Below are 15,202 nucleotides of genomic sequence, written 5' to 3' on the forward strand. Positions count from 1 at the left end.
CTGAGGGCGGCTCCTTTAGTCGTCGCTTAGGGACACGCTTTGCCCCTCTTCAAGGCGTTCGTTGCCGACGACGATGACGCGATCACCCGCCGAGAGGCCCTCTTTGATGGCGACTTCGCCCTGGTGGCTACTGCCGATCTCAACCCGCTGTTCAAACGCTTGCCACGTCTCCTCCTCTTGGCGGGTGAGCCAAACGCTAACGCTACCATCCGGTCGGCGGATTAGCGCATCCCGCGGCACGCTGGGGCCACTTTCGCCGTTAAGCTGCAAACGGCCTTCTACGGCCATGCCTGGGAGCATTTCCAGTGGCTCTTCCGGCACCGCGCGGAGTAGAAACTGCCGTGAACGGGCATCAAGGGGAATGCGCGCTAGTGTTCGCGCTGGGTACCACTGATCACTACCCTCTAAACGCACCTCTAGCTGCGAGCCTTCAAAGCGCTGGTAGGCGGAGAGCGGTACTGAAAAATCCAGCGTCAGGGCAGATAAATCAATCAGCGTCAGCAGCGTATCGCCGGGGTTGACCCACTCACCCACATTGCTCTCCCGCTGGGTGACCATGCCATCAAAGGGGGCACGTATTTGGTGACGCTCCAGCTGTAGTTGGGTGAGCGAGTAATCCGCTTCCCGTGCTTCCAGCGCGGCCTGAGCAGCGGCTAAAACACTTTCACGCTGGCGGCGTTCGCTTGCGGCAATACTTTGCGCCGAGAGCTGGTTGGCCTCGCTCACCAAGCGTTGGGCTTCGTCGCGCTCAGCTTCGGCCTGGGCCAAGTCGGCGCGGGCACGCTGGCTCTCCAGGCTAATGTCGCGGGTATCGAGGGAGAGTAGCGGTTGGTCCTGAGKGACGGTGTCGCCCATCTCTACCGTTAGTTCGCTGACCTGACCCGCTTCAGCGCTCGACAACTGTGAGGTTTGCGGAGCGGTGACGCTACCGGTGAGCGGCAAAATCTCTACCCGGGGAGTGTCTTCGACCACCTGCGTTTCAACGCGGCTTTCCTGGGCGACAGCTGTGACCGTCAGGCTTAGCATAAGCACAACGCCAGCGCCTAGGCGGGCCAAGGTGGGGAGTAAAGGCAGCAAGAGGGCTCCTGAAAAATGGACACGTTGGTAGAGAGCGTGACAGCTTTTTGTGCTGCACACCAATTATTATATCAACGTTAGACAAGAAGTCTTCTGAGTACAACGACACCTTGCTCGCTGTTTGTTTATCACGCCCTAGTGCCGCTTCAATGCAGCCAATAGCGCTTGCAATGGATGGGGCAGCACTTGCTTCGAGTAACGTTTCACCTGGCTGCGGCAGGAGTAGCCGGTAGCCAGTAGCCTGCCACTGTTTTCCGTGGCCTCTACCTGAGGTTGCCACGACTGGGCGTATATGGTTTTTGAGGTGGCGGCGTTGCGGGTTTCGTGGCCGTAGGTGCCGGACATGCCGCAGCAGCCACTGGCCATCAGTTCGAGCTCTAACCCAAACGCCGCGAACACCTGCTGCCACGCCTTGGGGCTACCCGGCGCGTTGGTTTTCTCGGTGCAGTGGGAGAGCAGCTTAAAGCCTGGGTCGGTTAGCTGGAGCTGGTTGGGCGCTAGCGTGTTAATGCGGGTCGCCAGCCACTCCTGCAGCATCAGCACTTCCGGCACCGCCTCATTGCCCAGCGCTTTAACGTACTCTTGCCGGTAGGTCAGCGTCATCGCCGGGTCGATACCGACCATGGGTATATCAAAGCGCGCCAGGGTGCGGAGCCGCTCGGCCTGCTTGGCGGCGGTGCGCTCGAAGGCGCCCAAAAAGCCCTGCACCTGGAGCGGTTTGCCGTTCGCGGAAAAGGGCATCACAAACACGCGTAGATTGAGCCGAGACAACAGCTCCACCACGTCCATTACCAGCTTGGCTTCAAAGTGGGTGGTGAAAGCATCCTGGACGATAATCACGCTATTGGCGCGCTGCTGTTCGGTTAATAGCGCCAGCGAGAGCGGCGTTGCTTCAGCGATGCCCCAGGCCTTCAGCTGTTTCTTCACGCTGGCGCGAGAGAGGGCGGGTGAATCACTCATGCCCAATGTGCTGCGCATTAGTTTTTCCACCCAGCCCTGGCCAATCACCGCGTTATACAGCGGTGCGGCCTTGGCCAGGGTGGGCAGCATAAACTCGGTGCCGCCGATCACGTAGTCGCGCAGCGGGCGCAGGTAGCGGCCATGGTAGACCTCTAGAAACTGTGAGCGAAACTGGGGGACATTGACCTTGATGGGGCATTGCCCCGCGCAGGATTTACACGCCAAACAGCCCGCCATAGCGTCGTAAACCTCGTGGGAGTAGTCGTGGTGCTGCTTGCGGCTTAGTGTGTTCGCCACCCGCAGTGGAAGGCTTTTAATAAAGCCCCAGCCGCCTTCGACTTTCTTCTTACGTGACTCTTCAACGACGTCGATCCCTGCCTGTGACTGTAGGCGTAGCCATTCGCGGATCAAGCTAGCGCGGCCTTTGGGCGAGTGGCGGCGGTCCCGCGTTGCCTTCCACGAAGGGCACATGGGGTCGTCAAAGTCATAGTTGTAGCAGGCGCCGTTGCCGTTGCAGTAGACCGCAGCGTCGTAAGCCTGCCAGGCACGCTCGTCGATGGTGCGGTCAAACTGGCCGCGCATGGGTACGCCATCGATGGTGAGTAGATCGGGGTCGCTATCCTTGGCGATTAGCGCGCTATCTTCGGCAGGTGATGCGATTTTGCCAGGGTTAAGCTGATTAAACGGATCAAACGCCGCTTTGACCCGCTGTAGGCTAGGGTAGAGTTCGCCAAAGAATTTGGGCGCGTACTCCGAGCGCACGCCCTTGCCGTGTTCGCCCCACAGCAGGCCACCATATTTCTGGGTAAGTGCTGCCACCTCATCGGAAACTTCACGAATCAGTTTTTCCTGTTCGGGATCCTTCATATCGATGGCGGGGCGCACGTGCAGCACTCCCGCATCCACATGGCCAAACATGCCGTATGAAAGCCCTCGGGCATCCAGCGCGGCGCGGAACTCGGCGATAAAATCGGCTAGATGCTCTGGCGGTACGGCGGTGTCTTCCACAAAGGCAATGGGTCGCTTCTCGCCCTGCACGTTGCCAAGCAGGCCCACCGAGCGTTTGCGCATGGCGTAGACTTTCTGGATCTGCCCTCGCCCTTCGGCCAGGGTGTAGCCTAGCCGCGCTACGGCGGTGTCTTGGCTTAGCTGTTCAGTAAATGCCCTTACCCGCTCGGCGAGGGCGCTTTCATCGTCGTCATTAAACTCGATCAGGTTAATACCGCGAATGGGTTCGCTATCGGTTGCCGGGAAAAACGCTGCCACGCTGTCCCAGACAAAGTCCTCCATGGCCAGTTGAAGCACTGTGTCATCCACCGTTTCGATGGAGGTTGGCCGAGCGCTGGCGGCTTTCAGCGTTTTGGCATCCCGCAAGGCGTCCATAAAGCTGGTATAGCGCACATTGACCAGTGTGGAGTGCTTGGGGATCGGCAACACGTTCAGCACGGCTTCGTTTAGAAAGCCCAATGAGCCTTCTGAGCCGCACAGCAGGCTGTTGAGATTAAGCTGGCCTTCATCATCGCGCAGGTGGGCTAAATCGTAGCCGGTTAAACAGCGGTTGAGCGGCGGAAATTTTGACTCTATCAGGCCGCGCTGCTGGTCGATAATCTCGGCGGCGGTGGTATGCACGCGACCAAGAATGCCTTCCTGCTGGCGCTCAGTCTGCTCTTCATCCTGGGTTAACGCACGACTGTGCAGATGCTTGCCGCCGATCAGAACGGTATCGAGTTCCAGCACGTGGTCGCGGGTTTTGCCGTATTCGCAGCTGCCCTGGCCACTGGCATCGGTGGAAATCATGCCGCCAATGGTGGCGCGATTGGAGGTGGAGAGTTCTGGGGCGAAAAACAGCCCATGGGGTTTTAGCGCAGCGTTGAGCTGGTCTTTGATCACCCCGGCCTGGACGCGTACCCGACGGTTTTCAACATCGATGTTAAGGATTTGGTTCATATGGCGGGAGATATCCACCACAATGCCGTCTGTGAGTGACTGACCGTTAGTGCCGGTGCCGCCGCCGCGGGGCGTTAACACAATCCCTCGATGGGTGGTTTGCGCGGCCAGCCGGGTCAGGCGCTCAATATCTTCTGCGTGCTTGGGGTAAACCGCTGCCTGGGGCAAAAGCTGATAAATCGAGTTGTCCGTTGCCAGCACCGTGCGGTTGGCATAATCGGGGGCTATTTCGCCCTCAAAGCCGCGGGTTTTGAGGGCTTGTAGAAATCGCACGTAATCTTTGCCCAAACGTTCAAACGGGGCGGTACGGGTGTCCAAGGATGCAATCATAGTTGATCAGGCCGTCAGTGCCGGGGGGCGCAATAAAAGAAGACCGCTACTTTACCGCAGCGGCTGCCCGGCTGCATCTCACGCTAGCGCTTTACTCCACACCTTATTCCGCTCCTAGGGCCTCTTTTACCAGCGCTAATGAGGCGTCAGTCATTGGCAGCGTTAGGGCCAATTCGTGGGCGCGGGGCGACATTTTGCGCCAAGTCATTTGCACAATACGTACCATATGGTCGTGCTCGATCTTGCGCGAGAAATCGGCAAAGTAGTTTTCTAAGAATACCAAGCAGGCGCAATCTTCCAGTGCCTGCACATCGGCGTCTCGACCCAGGCCTTTTTTACCAATAATTTTCGCGGCTCGGTCGGCGTCTTCGTCACTGTAGCCAGCATCGCGCATTAGCTGAGCGGTCGTCTCGCCCGCGCGCTTGCCCTGGTCACGCCGCCAAGTTAAATAACCCACGCGTCCTTCAGGATACTCTTCCCGCGGTACCAACCAGCGCTGCAAGTGCTGGGCCCGAACGGCTAATCGAAGCACTTCATCCGGTGCGTCATGCACATGGTCTAGCCACCCACTCATGCGCTGAGCATAGGCCAGTTCCTGGGGCATTGATGTGTCATCGGCGAGGGTGGTGGAACGTGGATCCTCGGCATGCAGGGCATCGATGGCGGCAAGCGTTTGATCAAAAGCGGTAGGCATGGCAGCGGTGCTCGGCTGGAAAGTGGTCGACAATAGAGACTAGGTTGCCGAGAAACCGCACGAATCACAACTGCTGTAGGKGGGGAGGTTATGAAAAAGGGAAGCATCGCGTCCGCTGCTAACCACAGCGGACGCTTTTTCATACGCTATAAATGCTAGCGTCAAAATTAGCGGTGGTTGTAGATTTCTTCGTTAAGTTCACCCTCGCTTTTACCCACCAGGGTCGTCACCATTAAATCACCGGCGACGTTGACGCTGGTGCGTGCCATATCAAGGATACGATCAATCCCTGCGACCACGGCGATGGCTTCCAACGGCAGGCCAACCTGCGCCATCACAATCGAGAGCATAATCAAGCCTGCGCCCGGCACCCCCGCAGTGCCAATGGAAGCCAGCGTGCCGGTGGCGACAATCATGCCGTAATCCATCATGCTCAAATCTGTACCGGTCATTTGGGCAATAAATAGCACCACTACGCCCTGATAAAGCGCGGTGCCATCCATATTGATGGTGGCGCCCACGGGCAGTACAAACCCAGAAACTCCTTCAGAAACGCCAAGGTTCTTTTGAGCACAGCGGATCGAGACCGGCAGGGTGCCCGCAGAGGAGGCGGACGAGAACGCCACCACAATAGCGTCCAGGCTGCCCTGCAAATAGCGCATAGGATTTAGCCGACCCAGTAGCGAGATAAAGCCTGAGTAGATCACTAGCACGTGCAGGATACTGGCCAGGTATGCCACGCCAATCAGTTTGGCCAGTGGTAGCAGTATCTCTAAGCCGTACTGGCCCGAGACGTGGGCGATTAAGCCAAATACGCCGAACGGGGCGAAGGCCATCACAATGCCGGTGAGCTTGTACATCGCCTCGGCAAAGCTGTCGAATACCTTCATTACTGGCTCGCCTTTATCGCCAATCAGCGTCAGCGAAATACCCAAACCAATGGCAAACACAATGATCTGCATAATGTTGCCGTTGGCTAGGGCGTCCAGCGGGTTACGCGGCACTAAGTTAACCAGAATAGAGACCAGTGATGGCGCTTCGCTGGCGGCCACTTCAGAATCGAAGCTTAAATCAACACCCACGCCCGGCTGCAGAAGGGTGGAAAGCACCAAGCCGATAGAGATAGCAAAGGCGGTAGTGACCAAATAGAGCGTAATGGTGCGCGCGCCAATGCGGCCCATTTTCTGAGGGTCGCGCATGGAGGTAATACCCACCACCAAAGTGGAAAATACCAGCGGCACAATCAGCATCATAATGGCGTTAATAAAAATATCGCCCAGCGGCTTAAACACGCTGGCGGTTTCACCTAGCAGCGCTCCCGCTAAAATACCCAGCGCCAACCCTGCGAGAATCTTCTTCCATAGGGCAATTCGTCGCCACCAAGCAAACTTTCCTTGCTGTGCTGTCTCCTGCACTGCCTTTCTCCTGTCCAAAAGTGTGAAAACCTATTATTCATCGATTCGCCAGTCGAATCGGCGGGCACTCTATCACTTTTGACTAATGAGCGGGGGTGGTTATGCCGAGTGGTAATAGTGCATGCGGTCGCTTCGATCATTCTACTTAGCTAGCGGCGCGGCTGTAGTTGGGGGCTTGAAGCGTGGCTATCAAAATAGGGAGTTCAGATGCACGGTCATGTAGGGCACACTTCTCACCATAGTGATAATCAGAGAATAGCGTCTACTTATCCGCTAGAAATATACCTATCTGCTGTCTCGCTAAGTTGATCATTCAATCGGAAACTTTTGTTTTTGATGAAGCACTCGCATGATGCGAATAGTGGGGCCATCCACCCAGTAGGAAATAATCAGCGATACTTCAGGGACGATAAGCAATCTGCCTGGAATACCCTCTCTTTGCACACCCATCATCGGTTGCTCGAGCAGGTTTTCAGCTTTAGCTTCGATCATGTCATCAGTTTTCTCCGCCACTAAAGGGTTAAATTCGTAAAGAAACTCGAAGATCACCTCACGATCATTAAGGGACTCTTCTTCCCAAAAAATCATGGCGTAGCTCGATGGCGGATTTTAGCTTTGCGTTCAGCCATATGGGCTTTCGCGCTTTCATGATCAATGAAGGAAGCTTTTCCCTCATCATATTTCTCAAACGCCCGATTAACTTGCTGTGTCAACCATGTATCGTGAGATAACATCTTGCGCTGTTGCTCAGCCAGTTGCTCGGTAAATTCACGGCAGGCATCACTAAGCGTTCGCCCCTGGCTCTCAGCCATTTGTTGGCTTAAACGTTTTGTTTCCTCATCAACACGAAACTGAATTCTGGTGTCCATGGTGAGTTCCTATCCAAATCTATGCGTGTGTACAGATGTTAGCACAAGTGTGACTGGCAAGGTGGCTGACGAGTTTAGGTGAATCATGTGTGCGCGATGACGATTAAGCAGTTCTGATGCTGCGAGGGAGATCCATCTTAGAGTTTCAATCCACGCGCCCATGTAGGGCGCGACAGTCATGAGTGAGCGTAAAAGTGCGACGATTTAGGTGGCATTTGCATGGCTCAACATGATTAATTATTTAGTCACCTTAGCCTTAAAGTATCCCCTTTTTCTATAGCTAAATGTTTACACTGTACAAGCTATTGCTTAGCCCCTGAGGCCACCCATAGCCCCCCGCCGCGCTTTTGCCTACAATAGACCCCTTTATGCACGCGCATTGGCGCGGTGCTTTTATTGTTTTCAGGCCAAGGGACAGGATTCATGCTCGATCCGAAACTGCTGCGCGGTGATCTTGACACGGTTGCTCATCAACTGGCCCGCCGGGGCTTTGTGCTTGATAAGGCGGGGCTACAGGTGCTGGAGTCGCGTCGCCGCGAGCTGCAAACGCAAACCGAGCAGCTGCAAAACGAGCGTAATATGCGCTCCAAAGCAATTGGCAAGGCCAAGGCTAACGGTGAAGATATTCAGCCGCTGCTAGATGAAGTCAGCGATTTAGGCGATCGCCTGGATAAAGCCAAGAAAGAATTGGCCGAGGTGCAGGAAGAGTGGGACGACGCCATTAGCGGTATTCCCAACCTGCCCCACGAAAGCGTGCCGGAAGGCAAAAGCGAAGACGATAACGTTGAACTACACCGTTGGGGCACGCCGCGGGCGTTTGATTTCAAGGTGCTGGATCACGTTGATCTGGGTAAGAAGTCGGGCTATCTCGATTTTGAGCTGGCGGCTAAAATCACCGGTGCTCGCTTTGCGGTCATGCGTGGGCCGATCGCGCGCCTGCATCGGGCGCTGGCGCAATTTATGCTGGATACCCAAACCGAGCAGCACGGTTATGAAGAGTGCTACGTGCCGTATATGGTCAACCGTGATTCGCTTATGGGCACCGGCCAACTGCCGAAGTTTGGCGAAGATCTGTTTAGGCTAGACGATGAGCGCGAATACCACCTGATTCCCACTTCAGAAGTGCCGCTGACCAATTTTGTGCGCGATGAAATTGTCGAGCAGGCGGCGCTGCCGATGAAGCTTACCGCCCATACGCCGTGTTTCCGCAGTGAGGCGGGCTCCCACGGGCGCGATACTCGCGGCATGATCCGTCAGCACCAGTTCGATAAAGTCGAAATGGTACAGATCGTAGAGCCGGAGACGAGCTACGCAGCGCTGGAAGAGATGCGCGGCCATGCGGAGGCGATCCTGCAGGCGCTGGAGTTGCCGTATCGCGTAGTAACGCTTTGCACTGGGGATATGGGCTTTGGGGCCACGAAGACTTATGACTTGGAAGTCTGGCTGCCCAGCCAGGAGACTTACCGGGAAATATCGTCGGTCTCTAACTGCGAAGATTTCCAGGCCCGGCGTATGCAAGCGCGGTATCGCCATCCGGATGCTAAAAAGCCACAGCTGCTGCATACGCTGAACGGTTCAGGGCTGGCGGTTGGTCGTTGCCTGCTGGCGGTGCTTGAAAACCACCAGCAGGCGGATGGCTCGGTAACTATTCCTGAGCCGCTACGTCGCTATCTGGGCGGCGTGGAGCGTCTGGCCCTTTAAGCGCCCACTCAACGCTAACCCCGGCATCAATACGAATGGTGCCGGGGCTGTAATCACTGGCGGCACCCGRTTGGTTGGCAGCAGAATCGCTTTCTGCCCGCATTGCCATCATGCGTGGTTGGAAAATAGGCGATTGGGTCTCTTCAATGCGCTGCACATGGTCAAGCTCGGCATCTAAGCTGTCGGCCATCAAATTGGCCTTGTGTTGCGCTTTCTCTAGCGCTTTAACCAGTGCTTCGTCGGTGGCTGCATCACGGTCTTGCAGGTCAAACTGAACACCGTCCAGTGAGTTAACACCGGCGGCTATTAGCGCGTCTAATACTTGGCTTAACTGATCCAGGTCGGTTAGTTCGACGGTGATTGGGCGCTCAAGGCGCGTGCGCTGCAGGGTTTCATGCTCACCGTCTTCATTGCGGGGCCCTTGAACATGTTCAGGATAGACATTCAGCGAGCCCGCATTAATAGCGTTGCGTTCAAGGCCGGTGGCTTCCATCTGTTCGATTAATTCGCTGGCGCGGCTCTCCAAACGCTCGCGGGCATCGCTAAGTGCGCTACTATCGCTCTCTTCCAAGGTGGAAAGAGCGGGAGTGTTCTCCCATAGCCGTGCATTTAAAGTGGCTTTGTCAGGCTCTACCTCCACCCATGACTGTGCTTGAACATGTAGGCTGGGTTGTGGCGGAGTGGGCGGTGAAGCGTGTGCTAAAGGCGCGCTTAGGAGTGCCAGCAGGGCACTGCCAAGCAGACCGTAGCCTAGAAATTGAGAGCGCAGCCGCGTAGAGATAGGTGATATTGCTTTCATAGATGGCTTCCTTAATGAGCGGACAATCGTGCCGCTAAGTTAATACCCGGTTTTACAAAAGCTGTTTCAAGAAGTTAGGGCAGACGGAGCTTGGAAGCGCAGTGGAAAAGAAAGTTCAGCAGGGAAGAGTGAACGCAAAACAGTTGCTTATTATTTGCACGGTTTGTGCAATATGCCGTATGCAGCCATTATACACTGACAGCAAGCTAAGGATGGATTATGCCGAAATTATCGGATGAGGATTACCGCAGTATACCGCTCCATGCCACCTTGGCGCTCGCCGCCTTGGTCGTGATTATTGCGGGCATGAAAGCAGGCGCTGATCTACTCGTGCCGCTGTTACTGGCGATATTTATTGCGGTAGTGTGCACCTCACCTGTGCAGTGGCTGCATCGCTGTGGCTTAAGTATGCGGGTGTCGGCCTTTCTAACCTTGATGGTGTTACTGGGGTTTTTATCGCTTATTGGTCTGCTGGTGGTCAACAGCTTTAGTACCTTTGTGACGGCGTTGCCGGAAATCGAGTCGCGGCTATATGAACAGTACTGGAACTTGCTTAATGCGCTCTCTTCACGAGGGTTAGCGATTAATCCCGACCAGATCAACTCGCTGTTCGAGATGGATGATGAAGGCTCCTGGATGCCAGAGGTATTGAGCCAGCTTGGTAACCTCTTTATGCAGAGCATCATTGTCGGGTTACTGGTCATCTTTATGCTGTTTGAAACCCTAAATGTGCGCGACAAAATTTCCCGTGCCTTGGAAAATCCTGCACCTAGCTTGAAACGCTTTAGTGAGTTCAGCTTAACGCTGAAGCGCTATCTGGCTGTTAAGACGGTTATTAGCCTGGCAACGGGCGCGTTGGTTTGGCTTTCTTGCATGGTCGTTGGGGTTGATTTTCCGCTGCTATGGGGCGTGCTGGCGTTTGCCCTCAACTTTATCCCCAATATCGGCTCAGCCATTGCTGCCATTCCTCCCGTGCTATTGCTCTTGGTCTCCCAAGATGGCGGCGCCTTTCAGGCACTACTGCTGGCTTCCGCTTATCTGGTGATCAACTTTGTACTCGGCAATTTGATCGAACCGCGGGTAATGGGGCAGGCGTTGGGGCTTTCTACCTTTGTGGCGTTTTTATCGCTGGTGGTATGGGGGTGGATTTTTGGTGCGGCGGGGATGCTGCTGTCGGTGGTGCTGACAATGACGCTTAAGATTGCTCTCGATAGTCATCCACAAACCCGTTGGATTGCTCGACTGCTAGGGCCAGGGAAACGTCGCGTGAAAGACGGTCGGGCGAGTGATGCAAACTTGCCACCCTGGAAGCGATAAGGCGAAAGAAGTGAACTGAGTAGTAATCGAACTGGGTAGCAGGACAGCTACCGCCGACAGGGTCGGCGGTAGTTTTACGCGGGCACATTCATCAAGCGTTTTGTTCGATGAACTGCGTCAGTTGTGATTTAGATTGCGCGCCAACCAGTGAAGCGACTTTGGTGCCGGACTTAAACAGCATCACGGTAGGTACACCGCGCACGCCTTGTTCGGCCGCAATTTCAGGTGCATCGTCGACATTAACGCTAACCACTTTCAGGCTCTCCTGACGTTCTGCAGCTACTTCATCCACAACCGGGGCCATGACCTTGCACGGGCCACACCAGGGCGCCCAGAATTTCATTAGCACAGGCTGTTCAGCGTTGAGGACTTCTTGCTCAAAATTGGCGTTGGTGACATCAACATTATTAGCCATTTGCTTCTCCGTTTGCGTTGCTCTTGCTGTTTCGTTGCCTCAAATGGAGCAACGGTCATTACGCGATCAATCGGCGCTCTTTCACCACGCCACGTGACTATCGCGATAAGCGTGGGCAGATGTTAGCGGGCGCGAAGGTTGCTGGCAAATTTCCTGCATAGTGAGTTAACTAAATAGCAGAAATTAAAGGGTGCCGATAGCACATATTTTTTATAATATAAAAGTATTATTTTGGTGTTTTTTATTCTATATGGTGCTGTAGAGTGCCGAATCGACAACACGACCTCTCAGATGCGATGAGCAGTAGCGCTTTAGGGTGTTGGTTGAATGTGTTGTTAGGGTTTGTTGATAGGTACGGTCTACATAGATCTGTTTAGAGAATAAATAAGGTGAGGATATGAAGCTACAACAGCTACGCTATATCTGGGAAGTCAATCGACATAACCTAAACGTCTCAGCCACAGCGCAAAGTCTATTTACCTCACAGCCAGGGATCTCCAAACAGATACGGTTGTTGGAAGATGAGCTTGGCGTCGAAATTTTTGCCCGCAGCGGGAAGCACCTGACACGGGTTACGCCAGCCGGGCAGTCGATTATTGACTTGGCCGGGCAGGTTCTGCGCCTCACCGAAAACATCAAGCAGGTGGCCCAGGAGCATAGCGACGAGCGCCGCGGTAGCCTAGCCATTGCGACGACTCATACTCAAGCTCGCTACGCGCTGCCGCCCATTATCAGCGAATTTACTCTGAAATACCCCGATGTGGCGCTGCATATGCAGCAGGGTACGCCTAAGCAGATCGCGCAGATGGTCAGTGAAGGTCAGGCAGATTTTGCTATTGCGACCGAATCGCTAGAACTATTTACCGATTTAGTGCTGTTGCCGTGCTATCGCTGGAACCGCTGCGTATTGGTGCCTAAGGGTCATCCTTTGGCAACCCATAACGGCCCGCTGACACTAGAAGCGCTCGCTGAACATCCGTTGGTGACCTATGTGTTTGGATTTACCGGCCGCTCGCAGTTAGACGATGCCTTTAAAGCCAAGGGCCTAACGCCCAATGTGGTGCTAACCGCCGCCGATGCTGACGTGATCAAAACCTACGTGCGGTTGGGCATGGGGGTTGGCATTGTGGCGCATATGGCCGTGGATGAAGCGCTTGATGATGATTTGGTAGCGCTCGATGCTAGCCACTTATTTGCTAGCTCCACGACCAAGATTGGTATTCGTCGTGGCACTTTTATGCGCGGCTATATGTATGATTTTTTAGAGCGTTTTGCGCCTCATTTAACCCGCGACCGGGTAGAGGAAGCGCTAATGGCAGGCCCGCGTCATGAACAGTCTCTATTCGATGACTTAGACCTGCCTGAGTATTAATCTGCTGTGTGAATCAGTGCTGTAAATGCAGCCCGCATTCACGCTTCTCTTCCACCTTGGTAGGGTCGAAGTAGTCGAAGTTGTTGGGCAGATTATGCGCCTGTAGGTACTGGTACATATCTTTGGCACTCCACTGCAGCAGCGGAGCAACTTTCAATAGGCCGTCGCTGTTGCGGCTAACCGGCTGCATTTTGGCCCGCTCCGCGGTGTCTTCGGCGCGCAGCGCGGTAAACCATACGTCGGGCTGCATTTCACGCAGCGCGCGCTCAAAGGGCTCGATTTTGACTTCCTGAGTAAAGGCCGCGTGGCGCGGGTCGTCGATACCGGGCATGGGGCCTTCCAGCGCTTCACGATGGGCGCGGGTGCGCTGGGGGATAAAGCTCACCAGATTGAGATTGAGCTGTTTAATGACCTCATCAGCAAATTGATAGGTCGCCTCAGTATTGTAGCCGCTGTCCATCCATACAATGGGAATATCCGGGCGTACCTGGGTGACCATATGCAGAATCACCGCCTCAAAAGGGCGAAAATTGGTGGTGCAAATAGGTCGGGCGCCCTGAGCCAGTGCCCACTCAACTAACCCTTGAGGATTGTTGGCGAAATCTCTGTTAATCGCTTCAAGCTCTGAGGACATGCTGCCTCCTAATCGAAAGTTAAATAATACTGACTAGGCTACCAAACAGGAGGCAGCGAACCCCAATACCGTTTAGTTTGGCTTTTATATTCCTTTTTGATATAGAGCTTGCGCTGCTTATTCCAAAGCGCCAATTAGGTGGCGGATTTTATCCAGCGTCTCGGTGTACTCTTCCTCCGCTTGGGAGTCTGCCACCAAGCCCCCGCCGCCCCATACATGCAGTCTTCCCGCCTCGGCCACCATGGTGCGAATAGCGATGGAGGTATCCATGCTGCCGCGTACATCCACATAGCCAAGGCTGCCGCAATACACGCTGCGATGGCAGGGCTCCAGTTCATCGATAATCTGCATCGCACGAATCTTGGGTGCGCCGGTAATGGAGCCGCCGGGAAACGCCGCCTTAAGTAGTGCCAGCGGGGTGTAGTGTTCGGCCAGGGTTCCCTGCACTACGCTAACCAAGTGGTGCACGTTGGGGTAGCTCTCTAAGTGGCATAGCTGCGGTACGCGAATGGATCCCGGCTGGCAGACGCGGCCCAGGTCATTGCGCAGCAGATCGACAATCATCACATTCTCAGCGCGGTCTTTAGTACTGCTTATTAGCTGCTCAGCCAGCGCCTGATCCTCTTCAAGCGTTGCGCCGCGCGGGCGGGTGCCTTTAATTGGACGGGTTTCGACTTCGCGGTTGCGGCACTGAATAAACCGTTCGGGTGAAAGCGAGAGCACGGCCTTGTCATCCCAGGCCATAAAGCCTGAATAGGGCGTGGGGGTGGCTTTTCGCAACTGTCGGTACGCCTGCCACTCATCCCCCTGGTAGTCGGCATAAAAACGCTGGGCCAGGTTGATTTGATAGCAGTCACCCGCCCGAATATAGCGTTGTACGGCGTTAAAGCGCGTCACGTATTGGGCGTGGCTAAGCTCGGCCTTAAAGGCACCCGTTAGGGTAAAGGATTTAGTCGGCGTTGGCGTCTGAGTCAGCCAGCTCTCCACCTGCTCACGGCGCTCTGGTGAGGCGATTAACCACGCCTGTTGGGTCACGTGGTCGAGCGTAATACACCAGTCGTAAAGCCCTAAACGGGCTTGCGGTAGTGGTGCCGGGCTCGCCTGTCGACTTGGGATTGATAAGCTTTTACGGCCTAAATCGTAACCCCAGTAGCCAATCAGCCCGCCGAGAAAAGGTAGGTCGCTGCACTCATCAAAGGTGTCTAATTGATCCAGTAGCCACTGCTGAAGACCAAACACATCGTTGACAAAGTGTGCCGGGGGGCTAAGTTGATCCGACACGACATTGGTGTCGCCATGATGAGTAACTTCCAACGTAGCGAGTGGGTCGCTACTGATAATATCAAAGCGACCGGTGGCGATAGGTCGGCCGCTATCGAGTAGTACCGCGCCGGGCCTTTCACGCAGGCAGGCGAATATCCCCAATGGATCGGGTGAGTAGGGCAGGGCAGATATCGTCAACGCCTTGATCATTAAGCAAACGCCTAGCCAGTAAAGGGCGAGCTATTTTAGAGGGGCGTAGACGATGACACCAGTGCACGGCTTCGACGCCTTTCTCACGCAGAGCCTTATCGATAGTTTTACGCACAATAATGACTTGATTGTTGACAGCAAGGGTTTTGTTGCGCCTGCTAATACAACGAAAGGGGTATAAAATCGGCTAACAAGGTTA

13 protein-coding genes are annotated in these 15,202 nt (G+C 54.9%); 3 read left to right on the top strand and 10 right to left on the bottom strand.

Annotated elements, in window-relative coordinates; all coding sequences use genetic code 11:
- Window positions 1-15: 15 nt before the first annotated feature.
- The 6 genes from HALO_RS09095 to HALO_RS09120 all read right to left on the bottom strand — a co-directional run bounded on the left by HALO_RS09095 (window position 16) and on the right by HALO_RS09120 (window position 7,292).
- Window positions 16-1,077, bottom strand: coding sequence for an efflux RND transporter periplasmic adaptor subunit (locus tag HALO_RS09095; protein WP_231896831.1), 1,062 nt, complete (start codon window positions 1,075-1,077; stop codon window positions 16-18).
- 135 nt (window positions 1,078-1,212) lie between these two features.
- Window positions 1,213-4,314, bottom strand: coding sequence for a D-2-hydroxyglutarate dehydrogenase YdiJ (gene ydiJ / locus HALO_RS09100; protein ID WP_035583941.1), 3,102 nt, complete (start codon window positions 4,312-4,314; stop codon window positions 1,213-1,215).
- 103 nt (window positions 4,315-4,417) lie between these two features.
- On the bottom strand, window positions 4,418-5,008 hold the full coding sequence (locus tag HALO_RS09105) for a DUF4202 domain-containing protein (protein WP_035583939.1): 591 nt from the start codon (window positions 5,006-5,008) through the stop codon (window positions 4,418-4,420).
- Between the two features lie 167 nt (window positions 5,009-5,175).
- A complete protein-coding gene (locus HALO_RS09110; protein WP_035583938.1) occupies window positions 5,176-6,423 on the bottom strand; it encodes a dicarboxylate/amino acid:cation symporter in 1,248 nt (415 codons plus the stop codon).
- A gap of 309 nt (window positions 6,424-6,732) precedes the next feature.
- Window positions 6,733-7,011, bottom strand: a complete 279-nt coding sequence (locus HALO_RS09115; RefSeq protein ID WP_035583936.1) for a type II toxin-antitoxin system RelE/ParE family toxin — start codon at window positions 7,009-7,011, stop codon at window positions 6,733-6,735.
- Window positions 7,008-7,292, bottom strand: a complete 285-nt coding sequence (locus tag HALO_RS09120; RefSeq protein ID WP_035583934.1) for a type II toxin-antitoxin system RelB/DinJ family antitoxin — start codon at window positions 7,290-7,292, stop codon at window positions 7,008-7,010. Before HALO_RS09120 ends, HALO_RS09115 begins: the two co-directional genes overlap by 4 nt.
- Before the next feature lie 423 nt (window positions 7,293-7,715).
- Here HALO_RS09120 and serS point away from each other — a divergent pair, with 423 nt between their 5' ends.
- On the top strand, window positions 7,716-8,993 hold the full coding sequence (serS, locus tag HALO_RS09125; protein ID WP_035583932.1) for a serine--tRNA ligase: 1,278 nt from the start codon (window positions 7,716-7,718) through the stop codon (window positions 8,991-8,993).
- On the opposite strand, the gene HALO_RS09130 is transcribed toward serS, so the two are convergent.
- A complete protein-coding gene (locus HALO_RS09130; RefSeq protein WP_050713353.1) occupies window positions 8,938-9,792 on the bottom strand; it encodes an SIMPL domain-containing protein in 855 nt (284 codons plus the stop codon). The two genes, serS and HALO_RS09130, sit on opposite strands and share 56 nt — an antisense overlap.
- 219 nt (window positions 9,793-10,011) lie before the next feature.
- Here HALO_RS09130 and HALO_RS09135 point away from each other — a divergent pair, with 219 nt between their 5' ends.
- On the top strand, window positions 10,012-11,109 hold the full coding sequence (locus HALO_RS09135; RefSeq protein ID WP_035583928.1) for an AI-2E family transporter: 1,098 nt from the start codon (window positions 10,012-10,014) through the stop codon (window positions 11,107-11,109).
- A 91-nt stretch (window positions 11,110-11,200) separates the two neighbouring features.
- On the opposite strand, the gene trxA is transcribed toward HALO_RS09135, so the two are convergent.
- A complete protein-coding gene (gene trxA, locus HALO_RS09140; RefSeq protein ID WP_007113240.1) occupies window positions 11,201-11,524 on the bottom strand; it encodes a thioredoxin in 324 nt (107 codons plus the stop codon).
- Between the two features lie 397 nt (window positions 11,525-11,921).
- On the opposite strand from trxA, the gene cysB reads away from it, so the two are divergent.
- A complete protein-coding gene (gene cysB, locus HALO_RS09145; protein WP_035566650.1) occupies window positions 11,922-12,896 on the top strand; it encodes an HTH-type transcriptional regulator CysB in 975 nt (324 codons plus the stop codon).
- Between the two features lie 13 nt (window positions 12,897-12,909).
- Here the strand turns inward: cysB and HALO_RS09150 are convergent, their stop codons facing one another.
- Both HALO_RS09150 and pabB read right to left on the bottom strand, forming a co-directional pair.
- On the bottom strand, window positions 12,910-13,530 hold the full coding sequence (locus HALO_RS09150) for a phosphoadenosine phosphosulfate reductase domain-containing protein (RefSeq protein WP_035583926.1): 621 nt from the start codon (window positions 13,528-13,530) through the stop codon (window positions 12,910-12,912).
- A gap of 117 nt (window positions 13,531-13,647) precedes the next feature.
- On the bottom strand, window positions 13,648-15,003 hold the full coding sequence (gene pabB / locus HALO_RS09155) for an aminodeoxychorismate synthase component I (protein ID WP_035583924.1): 1,356 nt from the start codon (window positions 15,001-15,003) through the stop codon (window positions 13,648-13,650).
- Between the last annotated feature and the right edge of the window lie 199 nt (window positions 15,004-15,202).

Source organism: Halomonas sp. R57-5, from assembly GCF_900070345.1.
In the GTDB taxonomy this organism is placed as follows: domain Bacteria; phylum Pseudomonadota; class Gammaproteobacteria; order Pseudomonadales; family Halomonadaceae; genus Vreelandella; species Vreelandella ventosae_B.